This window comes from Bradyrhizobium sp., assembly GCF_019244115.1.
GTDB lineage: Bacteria > Pseudomonadota > Alphaproteobacteria > Rhizobiales > Xanthobacteraceae > Bradyrhizobium.
In genome coordinates, this window is record NZ_JAFATE010000557.1 from 1 (window position 1) to 13,324 (window position 13,324).

A 13,324-nucleotide genomic window follows, 5' to 3' on the forward strand; every position below is an offset into this window, starting at 1 on the left:
GAGGATGCCGACCAGGCACGCCAGAATGATCGAATGTTTGAACACGAAGCGCAGGATGGTGCCCTCATGCCCGAACCATTCGGTCGCGGTCGATGCGACGACGATCGACTGCGCGTCGATCATCTTGCCCATCACGCCGCCGGAAGAGTTGGCGGCGGCCATCAGCACCGATGACAGGCCGAGCTGTTCGGAGGTGATCTTCTGCAGGTTGCCGAACAGGATGTTCGAGGCAGTGTCCGATCCGGTCAGCGCCACGCCGAGCCAGCCGAGCAGCGTGCCGAAGAAGGGATAGAGCACACCGGTCGCGGCGAAGGCGAGGCCGAGCGTGGCATCGATGCCGCCGAGCCGCGTCAACGTCCCGATCGCCAGCATCGCCGAGATCGTGATCAGCGAGATCGCGCAGATTCTTAGCGTGCGGCCGTACTCGGAGATGAGCTTGGCCGGCGACAGTCCCATCAGGAAGCCGGAGATGATCGCCGCGATCAGCATGCCGGTGCCGGTGAAGGACAGATAGGTGAAGGCGAACACCGCGCCTTCCTTGGTGGGCTGCGACACCACCGGCGGCACCTTGTTGATCATCTGGTGCAGGTCGGGCACCGGATAATTCCAGGTGAAGATCGAGTTCGCCCAGGTCTTGAACGCACCGTTGCCCCAGATCAGCATCACGATGCAGACGATGATCCAGGGCAGCAGCGCGCCCCAGAGTTGCGCCTGGCTGAGCGGCGTTTTGTCGAGAGGCTGGGCCGCAGCCATGGTCGCCGCCGACTCGTCATTGCCGCGCAGGGCCGGCGACAGCCAGAGCTGCCGCGGCTGCCACACCCGCAAAAACAGGATCAGGCAGCCCATCGAGATCAGCGAGGCGCCGATGTCGACGATCCACGGATTGATGTAGTTCGATATCACGAATTGCGGGATCGCGAACGACACGCCGGTGACGAGAATGGCGGGCCAGATATCCTTCATGCCCTTCCAGCCGGCAAACGCCCACACCACCCAGAACGGCACGATCAGCGAGAACACCGGTAGCTGCCGTCCGACCATGGCGCCGAGAATGTAGGGATCGAGGCCGGTCACCGAGGCGAGGCCCTGGATCGGCGTGCCGAGCGCGCCATAGGCGACCGGCGCGGTGTTGGCGATCAGCGACAGGCCGGAGGCGGCGAGCGGCGAGAAGCCGAGCCCGATCAGGATCGAGCCGGTGATGGCAACCGGCGTGCCGAACCCGGATGCGCCCTCGAAGAAGGCACCGAACGAAAACGCCACCAGCAAAAGCTGCAGGCGGCGGTCTTCGGTGACGCCGCCGACCGCGCGCTTCAAGAGTTCGAAACGTCCGGTCGTTACCGTGATCTGGTACAGGAAGATGACGTTGAGAACGATCCAGCCGATCGGGAAGAAGCCCGAGACGATCCCGAGCAGGGAGGCGCGGATCGACATGCCCGCGGGCATGGTGAAGATGAAGATTGCGATCAGGTTGGTCACGATCACGGCGATGATCGCCGCGATGTGCGCCTTCACTTTCCCGCTCGCGATCAGCACCAGAAGCGTCACGACGGGAATGGCCGCGGCGACGGTCGAGAGCGCCGCATTGCCGAGCGGGTTATAGACTTGATTCCACATGTTGGGTTTCCTCACCACGCCATTGTGTGTGCCGGATTCCCGACGTGTTGGAATCAGGCATGCCAGGCGCGAATGCAGAGGTGCCCTTGCCGTGTGTGCGGGGGTGAGCCTAACAATTTGGCAATGTTCGCCAAACGTCGCTCAAAACCTCGCGAATATGGAAGGCGCCCCCACCCCTCGCCGTTGGCCCCATGCTAGGGTCTAGGTGAAGGCCCGGACAAGCGGACCCGAACACCGCCCCTTACGACTTTAGTCTAAGCAACTCGGTTTTGTGTAACCGTTCAAGTGCTTAGACCGTTCTCCAGGAGACCAGAATCTGTGAACAACATCCGCTCGACGCTCGCCATCGTATGGCGGATCGCCATCCGCTATTTCCGCTCGGAGGATAGATGGGCAGGCCTCGGCCTGCTCGCCGCTGTGATCGCGATCCAGCTCGCGCAGGTGGCGATCGACGTCATGGTCAATGCCTGGCGCAACCGCTTCTACAACGCGCTTCAGCAATACGACTGGGACGCCTTTGTCAGAGAACTCCTGATCTTTTGCGCGCTCGCCGGCGTCGGCGTGGTCTTGAGCGTCTACGGGCTCTATCTCAACCAGTGGCTGCAGATCCGCTGGCGCCGCTGGATGACCAACCACTATCTCGGCCGCTGGCTCGACGGCGCCAACCACTATCGCATGCAGCTGAGGCGGGATGCCGTCGACAACCCGGACCAGCGCATCGCCGAGGACGTCAAGAGCTTCATCGAGCAGACGCTGGGCATCGGCGTCGGCCTGATCGGTGCGGTGGTGACGCTGGCGTCCTTTGTCGTCATCCTCTGGGGCCTGTCCGAAGCCGCGCCGCTGCATTTGTTCGGCAGCGAGGTCTCGATCCCCGGCTATCTGGTCTGGGGCGCGCTGATCTACGCCGTGATCGGAACGGCGCTGACGCAGTGGATCGGCGCCCCGCTGGTCGACCTCAATTTCCAGAGAGAGCGCCGCGAAGCCGATTTCCGCTTCAACCTGGTGCGGGTCCGGGAGAACGGCGAGCAGATCGCGCTGCTGCGCGGCGAGCCGGCGGAACACGAGCGGCTCTCGGCGCGCTACGGCGCCGTCATCGCCAATTGGTACGCCATCATGAGCCGCACCAAGCGGCTGGTGTTCTTTACCGGGAGCTATGACCAGGCCGCGGTGATCGTTCCCCATATCCTGATCGCGCCGGCCTATTTCGCCAAGGCGGTCCCGCTCGGCGGTATGATGCAGACCGCCGAGGCGTTCGGCAGCGTACAGACCTCGCTGTCGTTTTTCGTTTCGGCCTACCGCACTCTGGCTGAGTGGCGCGCCGTCGTGGCACGTCTCGACGGTTTCGAGACGTCGATCGCGCGCGCCGAGGCCCTGGCGGGCGAGGCGCGCGCAATCGATGTCGCCAGCTCGAACAAGCGCGATGGAATCGATCTTGCGCAGCTGCTCGTCAGCCTGCCGAACGGCACGCCGCTTGTTACGGCGGAGGCATTTTCCTTCAAGAGCGATGCGCATACCCTCGTGACCGGCCCCTCCGGCGCTGGCAAGTCGACGCTGTTCCGTGCCATCGCCGGCATCTGGCCGTTCGGCCGCGGCTCGATCGCCGTTCCGGCCGATGCGACGCTGATGATGCTGCCGCAGCGGCCCTATTTCCCGGTCGGCACGCTGCGCGCGGCGATCACCTATCCGGGACCGGAAGAGTCATTCGCCGCGGACAAGGTCCGCGGGATCCTGAGCGCGGTCGGCCTTGGCCGGCTCGAGCCGCAACTCGAGGAGGAGGCGCACTGGAACCAGTTCTTGTCGCTCGGCGAACAGCAACGCCTGGCAATTGCGCGTGCCCTGCTGCACGCGCCGCAATATCTGTTTCTGGACGAGGCCACCGCCTCGCTCGACGAGCCGGCAGAAGCGCGGCTCTACCGCCTGCTTGCCGAGAGCCTGCCGGACACCACGATTATCTCGATCGGCCACCGCTCGACGCTACAGGCCTTCCACCAGCGCAACGTCGCGCTGGCGCCCGAGGGCGACCATTTTGCGCTGCGGCTCCGGACGACCGAGAACGCCGCGGCGTCCTGAAGCGCAATGAAGTTGGGTTGAACCGTCTCTGCGCGCAAACGGTTCACCTCTCCGCGCTTGCTCCGCGCTTACGGGGAGAGGTTGCATCGCTTTAGCGATGCGGGTGAGGGGGACTCGCCACGAGCGCGGACTTGGAGACTCCCCTCACCCCAACCCTCTCCCGGCAAGCGGGGAGAGGGAGCGCACCTACCGCACGGTTCCGATCGAACCTCATCTCATCAAGCGCTGGTCTGCTGATATCTCGGCACGCCGCGCGTCCCTCACCCGCATCGCGTCTTTCGATGCGATCCGCGGTGCGACCGCACGTGATTACGCCGGCAAATGACCGGAGACGCAAAAGGGCGGCAGATCGCTCTGCCGCCCGTGCCCACAATCCCCTAAGCAGAAAGCTCACTTCAGATTGGTGATTGCCGTCAGGTCAGCCGACAGCTTGGCGACACCTGCCGCGCCGCACCAGTTGGAGCCGAAGCCACCCGGGTTAATCGCCGTGATGTTGGACGGACTGAAGGACGTGGTGCTGTAGTCGCTGGTGAAGGCATTGCAGCTTGCCTTCGACAGGTTGGTGTCCGAATAACGCAGGTCCAGCGTGAACACCTTGTAGGTGAAGCCGACGCCGACGTTCCAGGTGTTGTAGCTCGGCTCCGGAATGCCGTTCGGGAACGGACCACCGAAGGCGGTCGCGACCGTCGTGCCGTAGAACGCGTCGGAGGTGCCGAGCCACTGCCGACCGAACTCGCCGGAGATATACATGCCGACGCCGCTGCTGCCGAAGATTGTGCTCGGTGCAGTCCACTTGGCCGTGATCGACGAGTAATTGCCCCAGGCGCCAAGGTTCAGGAAATTCGGCGAATAGAACTCGTTGAAGCCGACCGTCCACTGGTCGTTGATGTTGATGTTGAGCTTGGCGTAGCCCTCATAAAAGCTCGCATTCCGCTTGGCGAAGTTGCCATTGATCGGCAATCCGCCAATCCCGGGCACCCCGAAATCGATGCCCTGGCCGAAAGAGGCGCAATTGTTCGTCGGTGCAGGCACCGTACCCTGTGCACCGAAGCACTGGCCGCCTGGATAGAGATAGCCCCACACGCCGAAGTCGAAGGCGAAGATGCCGAAGGTCGGGCGGATACCGCCGTAGATGTCCACCTCAGCCGCGGCTCGGTTCGGGAAGGAGATGCTTTCCGCCGAGGTGCCGACGTAGAGCTGGACATCCTTGTTGACGTTGTAGCGCGGCTCGAAATAGGCGGCGACGGACGGCTTGTGGTTGGACTGGGTCACGCCGCGGAAGATGTAATCGCTCATGATCGCGCCGCCGAACGCGATATCCCAGGGCTCAAATGGGGCGGGCGGCGGCGCCTTGACGGCCTTCACGGCCATGTCCGCGGCCAGAGCCGATCCCGATACCATTGCTAGCGCCGTTGCTAACAAAGCGATCTTCTTCATCTGGTTCCCCATCACTTTCCAAACCCAGTTCGATTTCCGCCGCCCCCGCGGCAAACGACAACCGACTGCGACCAAATCTTTGCAAACCCGCCGCAATCTGGAACGCCTCCCCAAGACCGTGAAGCAAAAAAAACAAACATCTGCCGACTTTTTGGGCGTTTGGGCCTTTTCGTGAAATGTTGTCGGAACGTGTTGCATTTGGACAACAATTCCAGGGTGCCCAAATCCTCTCCTGATGCGTTTGGGACACGCGGGCCCCTGCAACGCGTGCCGCGAACCTGGCCGACGAATCACTTGTGCACGGTCGCCCGACAATCGATTGCAGGATGATCGAACGAAAAAGGCCGCGGCAAACCCTGCCGCGGCCTTTTGCCGACTTGCTGCTCCCTTAAGCTCCTCGTTCGCCTCAGCCTCCGCAAACGCGAGGCTCGTCCTTCCCTAGGCCAAGCCGTTGCCCAGCCCGAAATACGTCGCCTCATACGATAAACCAAGGCGCGATGGCGGCTGACCTGAACCCAACTTCGTCACCGGACCCTCGCCGCTTGTGACCCAGCAAGGCGTGAGGCCATCGCGCTTTAGCTTCAGCCTCAGTTGTGGTGCTCTTCGCCTGACGAGGGGCCTGCCCATGAAGATTCGGAATGCGAGGGCGAAGAGGCCTCCCAGCTCGATTCCTCTTGCGCCGGAGCCGGCTCGGGCATCGGTGCAGGCTTCTTCGCCGCGCGCTTCTTGGCAGCCTTTTTCGGCGCCGCCGCCTTGGCGGCCGATTTCTTCGCCGTCTTCGCGCCCTTCTTGGCCTTTGCCGCCTTCTTGGCCGCTTTCTTCGGGGCCTTCTTCGCAGACTTCTTGGCGGCCTTCTTCTTCGAAGTCTTCTTCGCGCTCTTCTTCGCCATCAGAAGCTCTTTGCTGTCGTCTTTCTTGCTTTTCTTCTTTTTCGCTTTCGCCATTTTTGATCCTCCTATTGCCGCCGATCAATGTCCATCGGGCGCTTGAGTACGTCCCGCATGATGGGCGGGGTCATCAATCATTCGATCCTGGCCGAGGACCGCCGGTCGCCCAATCGAGAAGCTCAATCGTGTGCACCACAGGCACTGACGTGCCGCCGGCAATCTGAACCATGCATCCAATATTGCCAGCGGCGATCATGTCCGGCTTGACGCTTGCGATGTTGGCGATCTTTCGATCGCGCAATCGCTCTGCAATGTCAGGCTGGAGGATGTTGTACGTCCCTGCCGAACCGCAACACAAATGACTCTCAGGCACATCTTTCACTACGAATCCGTTCTTGGAAAGCAAATCTTTCGGAATGCCTGTGATTTTCTGTCCATGCTGCAGCGAACAGGCCGCGTGATAGGCGATGACGACATCGCGCTTGTTCGCTTGCCTGCTCGTCTCCTCGGGCTCTGAGCAGCGTAATTCGATGCCGTCGAGATATTCAGTAATGTCCTTGGTCAGTGCCGAAACCAGTGCCGCGGGGCCTGCGAAATCGCGGTCTTCGCGCAGCATATGGCCGTAGTCCTTGATCACGGTTCCACAGCCCGAGGCCGTCACGACGATGGCATCGAGGCCGCCACGTTCGGCTTCATCGAGCCACGCCGTGATGTTGGCGCGCGCCCTCGTCAGCGCATCGTCGTCGCGCCCGAGATGGTGAGTCAGCGCGCCGCAACATTGCTCGTCCTTGACGAGGACGACCTCGATGCCGTGCCGGGTCAGCACGTTGATGGCGGCCTGGTTGATTCGCGGTGCCAGGACCTGCTGGGCGCAGCCCTGCAGCAAGGCGACGCGTCCGCGCCGCTCGCCCTTCGCTGCGAAGACGCTGCCGGGCGCCGGCCCACGCGGCGGCAGCGCCGGGGGCGCCAGCGACAGCATCGCTTTGGTGCGCCGCAGCAGAGACGAGTTGACGCCGGCGCGATCAGGCAGCAAGCGCGCCAGCGGCCGGCCGAGCCGCGCCAGCGACATGGCTAAACGAAACAGCGCCGGTTCCGGCAGGATCCGGGCCAGCACGGCGCGCAACAGACGATCGGCAAACGGTCGCGCAAATCCCTTCTCGATCCGGACACGGGCCTGATCGACGAGATGCATGTAGTGCACGCCGGAGGGACAGGTTGTCATGCAGGCCAGGCACGACAGGCAGCGATCGATATGCTTGACCACCTGCGCCGTAGGGGCCTGGTCCTTCTCCAGCATCTCCTTGATCAGGTAGATCCGGCCGCGCGGGCTATCGAGCTCGTCGCCCAGCAGCACATAGGTCGGGCAGGTCGCGGTGCAGAAGCCGCAGTGTACGCAGGCGCGCAGGATCTTGTCGGCTTCCGCGATGTCGGGATCGGCGAGCTGCGCCAGGCTGAATTCGGTCTTCATGCCGCTGATGTCCCGGTTGTCATGTTGCTGGGCGTGTCATCCGGCCGCGATTGAGGATGTTCTTTGGATCGAAGCTCGCGCGAAGCCGCTCACTGAGCGCGGCGACGCCGCCCGCCTGGGCCGGGAACACGTCGACCTCGCGCCGCACCGCATCGGATGCGCGAACGAGCGTGGCGTGGCCGCCGGCCGCCGCGGTGCGCTGGCGCACCACCGTGGCGAGCGCATCCGCTTTCGGCGGCAGCGCCGCCCAGATCAGCCCGCCGCCCCAGTCGTAGATTACCTCGCCACCGGTCTCGCGCGCGAGCTGCCGGCCCAGGGCACCGCCGGAAGCCGGCGGGCCCACGATCCGCCACACCGGCCAGGCCCCGAGCGGCCCCGATGCGGCGAACGGCAGCACGTCGCGCAGAGCAGTCCAGGCCGCGGCCGAGTCGGCGTCCTCGACGATATCAGCGCGGCCGGACGGGGCGAGCTCGGCCGCCAGCGCCCTGGCGCGGTGAACGGCGGAGGCCAAAATGCCCTCGAGCCGCAGCAGCGTGACCGCCTCGCGCGGCGAACCAAAGCGATCGAGCCCGCCGACCTCCGCGCCGAGCGCGGAGACCGGCACATGGGCGGCTCCGGTCACGTCGAAAGGCGAGCCCAGGGCCTGCGTCATGACACGGTTGGCGGCGATGTCATCGAGGCCGCGCAGCACCAGGGTGCGCTCGGCCTCGGGGCGCGGCAGCACTTTGAGCGTCACCTCGGTCATGACCGCCAGCGTGCCCCAGGAGCCGGCCAGCAGCTTGCAGAGATCATAGCCGGTGACGTTCTTCACCACCTTGCCGCCGGTCTTGAAACTCTCGCCGAAGCCGGACACCGCATGGGCGCCGAGCAAATGGTCGCGCACGCCACCGGCCTTGACGCGGCGCGGCCCGGCCAGGCTGGAAGCGATCATGCCGCCGATGGTGCCGAGTTGAGGCGTGCCGAGCAGCGGCGCTGTATTGACCGGCTCGAAGGCGAACTGCTGGTTCTTGGAATCGATCAGCGACATCACGTCGGCGAGCGGCGCCCCGGCCTCAACCGTCACGATCAGCTCGTTCGGTTCGTAGGACTTGACCGCGTTCAGGGCGGAGAGATCGAGCACGGCATTGGTGGCCATGATCCGGCCGATCCGGCGCTTGGAGCCATGCCCGACGATCTCCAGCGGCTGCTCGGCCGCGATTGCCGCCCGCACGGCCGTCTCGACGTCACCGGCGTCTCGTACTTTCAGGACATCCACACTGGTCGCCTTCGCCTCGATCCTTTCAGATGGAGCGCCGCCGTCCTGCGGCGATCAATCCGCCTCGCATTACCCGTTCTAAAGACATGGAGGCCGGACACAAGGGCAACAAATGACGCAAGCGGACGGTCGCCGCGCCGCGCGGTGAACCATCCCGCACCTGTGACGCCGCCGCGCATCCAACTATTCGATCGTTATCGAATTATCGACGAGAACAATTCGTCTATTGTCGAATTGTTGATGTCGGCCGGCAAGTATCGTCCAAGTATCATTGCGACCGCCGGCCGCTGAATGTCACAGCAAATGGGAGTGACGACGATGGCGCAATATGCAATCGACCAGACAACCGTGAGCGAGGCCGTCCGGGGCGGCGGTCTGCTGGTGGTCGCACAATGGGAAGCCAAGGAGGGACAGGCCGACAAGGTTGCGGAGATTCTCGGGCGCTTCCTGCCCGAAGCACAGCGCGAGCCGGGTGCCGCGCTGTTCCTGATCAGCCGCGCCCGGGACAACCCGGCGCAATTCTTGTTTTACGAACTGTTCCGCGATGAGGCCGCCTTCAAGGCGCATCAGGACAGCGCGCATTTTGCCACCTACATCGCGGGCCAAGCGCTACCGCTGCTCGAAAGGCGCGAGCGCACGCAATACACGCTGCTCTGAGGACGATGGAACCAACGAAATCACTTCGACCACGGTCGAAGTGATTTCGGGAACGGAGCGCATCGGGCGCGGTTGACGCCTGACATTTGTGACCGCCCCGATGGTCCTCCGTCAATATTGGGAGTTCACAGCATGGATGTTTCGCTCTGCCCCAAGCTCGACCCCCGCGAAGAGCATTTCAGGATTCCCGGGCCGCGCGAAGGAATGTCGCTGTTCCTGCGCTTTTTGCCCGCGGCGAACACGACCTTTCGGCCTCGCCGCGCGGTGCTCTATGTACACGGCGCGACATTTCCGTCAGCCCTTTCGATCGCGCACCGGTTCGACGGCACGTCATGGCGCGACGCGCTGAACGAGGCCGGCTTCGATGTCTGGGGACTCGACTTCTACGGTTTTGGCCATTCCGACCGCTATCCCGAGATGGACGACAACCCCGCCGACCATCCCCCGCTCTGTACGGCCGATGATGCGTCACGGCAGCTCGAGGCCGCCGTCCGCTTCATTCTCGGGCATCAGGCTCTCGATCAACTGTCGTTGATCTCGCATTCCTGGGGCGCGATGCCCGCGGGGCTGGTGGCCGCGCGCCATCCCCGCCTGGTCGATCGCATGGTGCTGTTTGCTCCGATCGCACGTCGAGATCCGCGGCGTTACGAAACGCCTCCGGCGTTGCCCGCCTGGCGCATCGTCACCTCGGAGGACCAGTGGACGCGCTTCATCGAGGACGTGCCCGCGCACGAGGCGCCGGTGCTGTCGCGATTTCATTTCGAGGACTGGAGCGCCCGCTATCTCGACACCGATCCGGACAGCCGCTCGCGCGATCCCGCCGGCGTCAAGACGCCGCTCGGTCCGTTTTCGGAGATCATCAAGGCCTGGCATGGCCAGCTCGCCTACGATCCCTCAAACATCCGCTCGCCGGTTGCGATCATCAGGGGCGAGTGGGACGGGCTGATCAGGGATGACGATGCGCGCTGGCTGTTCGACGCGCTCGCGCAGGCGCCGGTCAAGCGCGACATCAAGATCGGCCGCGGCACGCATCTGATGCACCTGGAGGCGATGCGGAAGGCCTTATGGCGGGAGAGCATCGCCTTCCTCGGCGGCGACGATGTCGCGGCGGTGCCCACATGAAACCAGCGGAAGGAGAAGCCGATGTTTTCCGTGATCTTCGAAGTGCTTCCCAATGAGGGAAAGAAGGACGCCTATCTCGACCTCGCCAAGCATCTGAAGCCGATCCTGGAATCGATCGAGGGTTTTGTCGACAACGAGCGCTTCGAGAGCCAGTTGCGCCCTGGCTGGGTGCTGTCACACTCGACCTGGCGGGACGAAAAATCCGTGGTGCGCTGGCGCACCGAGGGCGAGCATCACCTCGTGCAGGAAAAGGGCCGGTTCGAGATCTTTGCCGACTATCATTTGCGCGTCGGCGACGTCACCGCCGACACCGATCCGCCGTCAAGCGCTCCGATCAAGCCGCTGCGCTTCGACCAGACCGAGATCGGCAAGGCCAAGGTCGTCACCTTGACCGAGATCACCCCGCGCAAGGGAGCAGCCTTCGCCAGCCAGGCCGACCTGTTGCCATCGCATCTCGGCCTCGACCTGACGAACAGCGCGATCGCCGGCCACGACGTGTGGGCCAGCATCTACAATCCCGGCAAGATGGCGCTGCTGGTCGGCTGGACGGATGTCGAGCTCGCCGGCCGCTGGATGCCGAGCAAGATCGACGGCATCGAAAAACTGCGGCATCGCGCCGTCCGCGTCATCCGCGACTACGGCCGGTTCGACCGCCGCGAGGCGCCGCAATTCTATGCAGACGTCAAGGGCCGCGAGACGCTGCATGCCCGCCAGGCGGAGGCGCTGAAATAACAGCTGGCGCAAAGCGCGAAGCGGCCTTCCGGCGAGACCGTGTTCAAACCAACGAAGTGGGCGCGATGGTGATTCGACCTCAGGCCATCGCGCTCTTGGACTAGAAGATTCTGCCGCACGATTTCACGCAGAAGCCGTTCGTCATGCCGCCGAAAATGCAGTCGGCGTAGCACTCGATTTGCGGATCACGTTTCTTCCTGGCGAATGAAACTGGAGCTTGCCGGGAAAGCCGTGAGCCGGTGGCGCTGGAAAATCCGGGGTTGGTTTCCCCACCGCGCGGCCACGCTCTGGCGACGCTGCTCGTGCCGGCGACGAAGCCGATGAGCAGCAATGCAATCGACGCCCGGATGGCTGGTCTTGACATTGGGAACTCCTCTGGTTGGACACCTTCGCAGCTCCCTTATCCAGTTCTCACACGGCCGACGCTGTGAGCATCGTCACACTGAGCAGGCGCATCCTCCTCAGCTAGAACCGCGGAAGGTCCGGGAACGCCAGCTTGCCGGCATGGACATGCATGCGTCCGAGCTCGGCGCAGCGGTGCAGGGTCGGAAACACCTTTCCGGGATTGAGCAGGCCTTGCGCGTCGAAGGCGCATTTCACCCGCTGCTGCTGGTTCAGGTCGACCTCGGTAAACATCTCGCCCATCAGGTCGCGCTTCTCGATGCCGACGCCGTGCTCGCCGGTCAAAACGCCGCCGAGCTCGACGCAAGCGCGCAAGATGTCGGCGCCGAACGCCTCGGCGCGGTCCATCTCGCCGGGCTGGTTGGCATCGTAGAGGATGAGCGGATGCAGATTGCCGTCACCGGCATGAAACACGTTGGCGCAGCGCAGATGGTATTTTTCCGACAGCGCGCGGATGCGGGCCAGCGCCTCCGGCAGTTTGCCGCGCGGGATGGTGCCGTCCATGCAGAGATAGTCCGGCGAGATCCGCCCCACGGCCGGAAAGGCCGCCTTGCGGCCGGCCCAGAACAAATTGCGCTCGGCCTCCGAGGTCGAGATCCGGCACGAGGTCGAGCCGCAACCGAGTGCGATCGCCTCCACCCGCGCGATCAGTTCGTCGACCTCGACCGCAGGACCGTCGAGCTCGATGATCAGCAGCGCCTCGACGTCGAGCGGATAGCCGGCGTGCACGAACGCTTCAGCCGCATGGATCGCGGGCTTGTCCATCATCTCCATGCCGCCGGGAATGATGCCGGCGCCGATGATCCGCGCCACGCATTCGCCCGCCGACTCGACCTCGGCAAATCCGACCATCAGCGCGCGCGCCGTCTCCGGTTTTTTCAGGATGCGCACGGTGATTTCCGTGACGACACCGAGCAGCCCCTCCGATCCGGTGATCAGGCCCATCAAATCGTAGCCGGCGCTTTCGGCCGCCTTGCCGCCGATCCTTAAAATCTCGCCGTTCATCAGCACGATCTCGCAGCCGAGCACGTTGTTGGTGGTCATGCCGTATTTCAGGCAATGCACGCCGCCGGAATTTTCCGCAACATTGCCGCCGATCGAGCAGGCGATCTGCGAGGAGGGATCCGGCGCATAATAGAAGCCTTCATGCGCCACCGCCTGGCTGATGGCGAGATTGGTGACGCCGGGTTCGGTGACGACGGCGCGGTTGTCGAAATCGATCTCGCGGATGCGCTTGAACTTGCCGAGACCTAGCAGCACGCCGTCGGCGAGCGGCAGCGCGCCGCCGGACAGCGAGGTGCCCGAGCCGCGCGGCACCACCTTGATGCCCTCGGCCGAGCAGTACCGCAAAATCTTCGAGACCTGTTCGGTCGATTCCGGCAGCACCACGACCATCGGGGGCTGGCGATAGGCCATCAGCCCGTCGGACTCATAAGGGAGCATTTCAGCCGCGCTATCGATCACGCCCTCGCCGGGCACGATCGCCCGCAGCGCCTCGACGATAACAGCACGCCGCGAAAGCACGGCCTGATCGGGTTCAGGCATGGTCATCGCCATCATCGCGTCTCCCTCAAGGCGCCGGGTCGGTCAAATTTAGCCTGCCAAATCAATCATATCGACACCGGTTTCGAAAGCCGCAAGGTGCGGTTGCGATGCTCGTGGCACCTGCTCCGTAAGGCG

The 13,324-nt window shown here is 63.9% G+C and carries 12 protein-coding genes; 5 read left to right on the plus strand and 7 right to left on the minus strand.

Features of this window, described 5'->3' with window-relative positions; translation table 11 throughout:
- Window positions 1-1,614, minus strand: a 1,614-nt coding sequence (locus JOZ76_RS24675; protein WP_291702998.1) for an L-lactate permease, incomplete at its 3' end; no start/stop codon positions are given.
- A 318-nt stretch (window positions 1,615-1,932) separates the two neighbouring features.
- Here JOZ76_RS24675 and JOZ76_RS24680 point away from each other — a divergent pair.
- Complete coding sequence (locus JOZ76_RS24680) at window positions 1,933-3,684, plus strand: ABC transporter ATP-binding protein/permease (protein ID WP_291703006.1); 1,752 nt, start codon at window positions 1,933-1,935, stop codon at window positions 3,682-3,684.
- A gap of 390 nt (window positions 3,685-4,074) precedes the next feature.
- Here JOZ76_RS24680 and JOZ76_RS24685 read toward each other — a convergent pair whose 3' ends face one another.
- On the minus strand, window positions 4,075-5,085 hold the full coding sequence (locus JOZ76_RS24685) for a TorF family putative porin (protein ID WP_291703108.1): 1,011 nt from the start codon (window positions 5,083-5,085) through the stop codon (window positions 4,075-4,077).
- On the opposite strand from JOZ76_RS24685, the gene JOZ76_RS24690 reads away from it, so the two are divergent.
- Window positions 4,979-5,296 (plus strand): hypothetical protein, encoded by a 318-nt coding sequence (locus JOZ76_RS24690; RefSeq protein WP_291703116.1) that lies wholly within the window; start codon window positions 4,979-4,981, stop codon window positions 5,294-5,296. The two genes, JOZ76_RS24685 and JOZ76_RS24690, sit on opposite strands and share 107 nt — an antisense overlap.
- Window positions 5,297-5,559: 263 nt before the next feature.
- Here the strand turns inward: JOZ76_RS24690 and JOZ76_RS24695 are convergent, their stop codons facing one another.
- Genes JOZ76_RS24695 through JOZ76_RS24705 form a run of 3 tightly spaced genes read right to left on the minus strand, consistent with a single transcriptional unit; the run spans window position 5,560 to window position 8,731 of the window.
- Entirely contained in the window at window positions 5,560-6,093 is a 534-nt protein-coding gene (locus JOZ76_RS24695) for a hypothetical protein (RefSeq protein WP_291703008.1), read from the minus strand.
- 45 nt (window positions 6,094-6,138) lie between these two features.
- The gene (gene glcF, locus JOZ76_RS24700) at window positions 6,139-7,476 is read right to left on the minus strand and encodes a glycolate oxidase subunit GlcF (RefSeq protein ID WP_291703014.1); all 1,338 of its coding nucleotides are present in this window, start codon (window positions 7,474-7,476) and stop codon (window positions 6,139-6,141) included.
- A 19-nt stretch (window positions 7,477-7,495) separates the two neighbouring features.
- Window positions 7,496-8,731, minus strand: coding sequence for an FAD-binding protein (locus tag JOZ76_RS24705; RefSeq protein WP_291703016.1), 1,236 nt, complete (start codon window positions 8,729-8,731; stop codon window positions 7,496-7,498).
- A gap of 318 nt (window positions 8,732-9,049) precedes the next feature.
- Here JOZ76_RS24705 and JOZ76_RS24710 point away from each other — a divergent pair, with 318 nt between their 5' ends.
- The 3 genes from JOZ76_RS24710 to JOZ76_RS24720 all read left to right on the plus strand — a co-directional run bounded on the left by JOZ76_RS24710 (window position 9,050) and on the right by JOZ76_RS24720 (window position 11,242).
- Window positions 9,050-9,388, plus strand: a complete 339-nt coding sequence (locus JOZ76_RS24710) for a putative quinol monooxygenase (RefSeq protein ID WP_291703018.1) — start codon at window positions 9,050-9,052, stop codon at window positions 9,386-9,388.
- 132 nt (window positions 9,389-9,520) lie between these two features.
- Window positions 9,521-10,510: an alpha/beta hydrolase gene (locus JOZ76_RS24715; RefSeq protein WP_291703020.1), complete on the plus strand. Its 990-nt coding sequence runs from the start codon at window positions 9,521-9,523 to the stop codon at window positions 10,508-10,510.
- 21 nt (window positions 10,511-10,531) lie between these two features.
- Window positions 10,532-11,242, plus strand: coding sequence for an antibiotic biosynthesis monooxygenase family protein (locus JOZ76_RS24720; RefSeq protein WP_291703022.1), 711 nt, complete (start codon window positions 10,532-10,534; stop codon window positions 11,240-11,242).
- 100 nt (window positions 11,243-11,342) lie between these two features.
- Here the strand turns inward: JOZ76_RS24720 and JOZ76_RS24725 are convergent, their stop codons facing one another.
- Window positions 11,343-11,573, minus strand: a complete 231-nt coding sequence (locus tag JOZ76_RS24725; RefSeq protein WP_291703029.1) for a hypothetical protein — start codon at window positions 11,571-11,573, stop codon at window positions 11,343-11,345.
- Window positions 11,574-11,707: 134 nt separating this feature from the next.
- Window positions 11,708-13,201, minus strand: coding sequence for an FAD-linked oxidase C-terminal domain-containing protein (locus JOZ76_RS24730; RefSeq protein WP_291703031.1), 1,494 nt, complete (start codon window positions 13,199-13,201; stop codon window positions 11,708-11,710).
- Between the last annotated feature and the right edge of the window lie 123 nt (window positions 13,202-13,324).

What these genes read in the sequence shown, in the direction of transcription:
- JOZ76_RS24690 (WP_291703116.1), top strand. Translation starts at nt 4,979, where the DNA reads ATGATCGCGCCGCCGAACGCGATATCCCAGGGCTCAAATGGGGCGGGC.
- JOZ76_RS24710 (WP_291703018.1), top strand. Translation starts at nt 9,050, where the DNA reads ATGGCGCAATATGCAATCGACCAGACAACCGTGAGCGAGGCCGTCCGG.
- JOZ76_RS24715 (WP_291703020.1), top strand. Translation starts at nt 9,521, where the DNA reads ATGGATGTTTCGCTCTGCCCCAAGCTCGACCCCCGCGAAGAGCATTTC.
- glcF (WP_291703014.1), bottom strand. Translation starts at nt 7,476, where the DNA reads ATGAAGACCGAATTCAGCCTGGCGCAGCTCGCCGATCCCGACATCGCG.
- JOZ76_RS24685 (WP_291703108.1), bottom strand. Translation starts at nt 5,085, where the DNA reads ATGGTATCGGGATCGGCTCTGGCCGCGGACATGGCCGTGAAGGCCGTC.
- JOZ76_RS24720 (WP_291703022.1), top strand. Translation starts at nt 10,532, where the DNA reads ATGTTTTCCGTGATCTTCGAAGTGCTTCCCAATGAGGGAAAGAAGGAC.
- JOZ76_RS24730 (WP_291703031.1), bottom strand. Translation starts at nt 13,201, where the DNA reads ATGGCGATGACCATGCCTGAACCCGATCAGGCCGTGCTTTCGCGGCGT.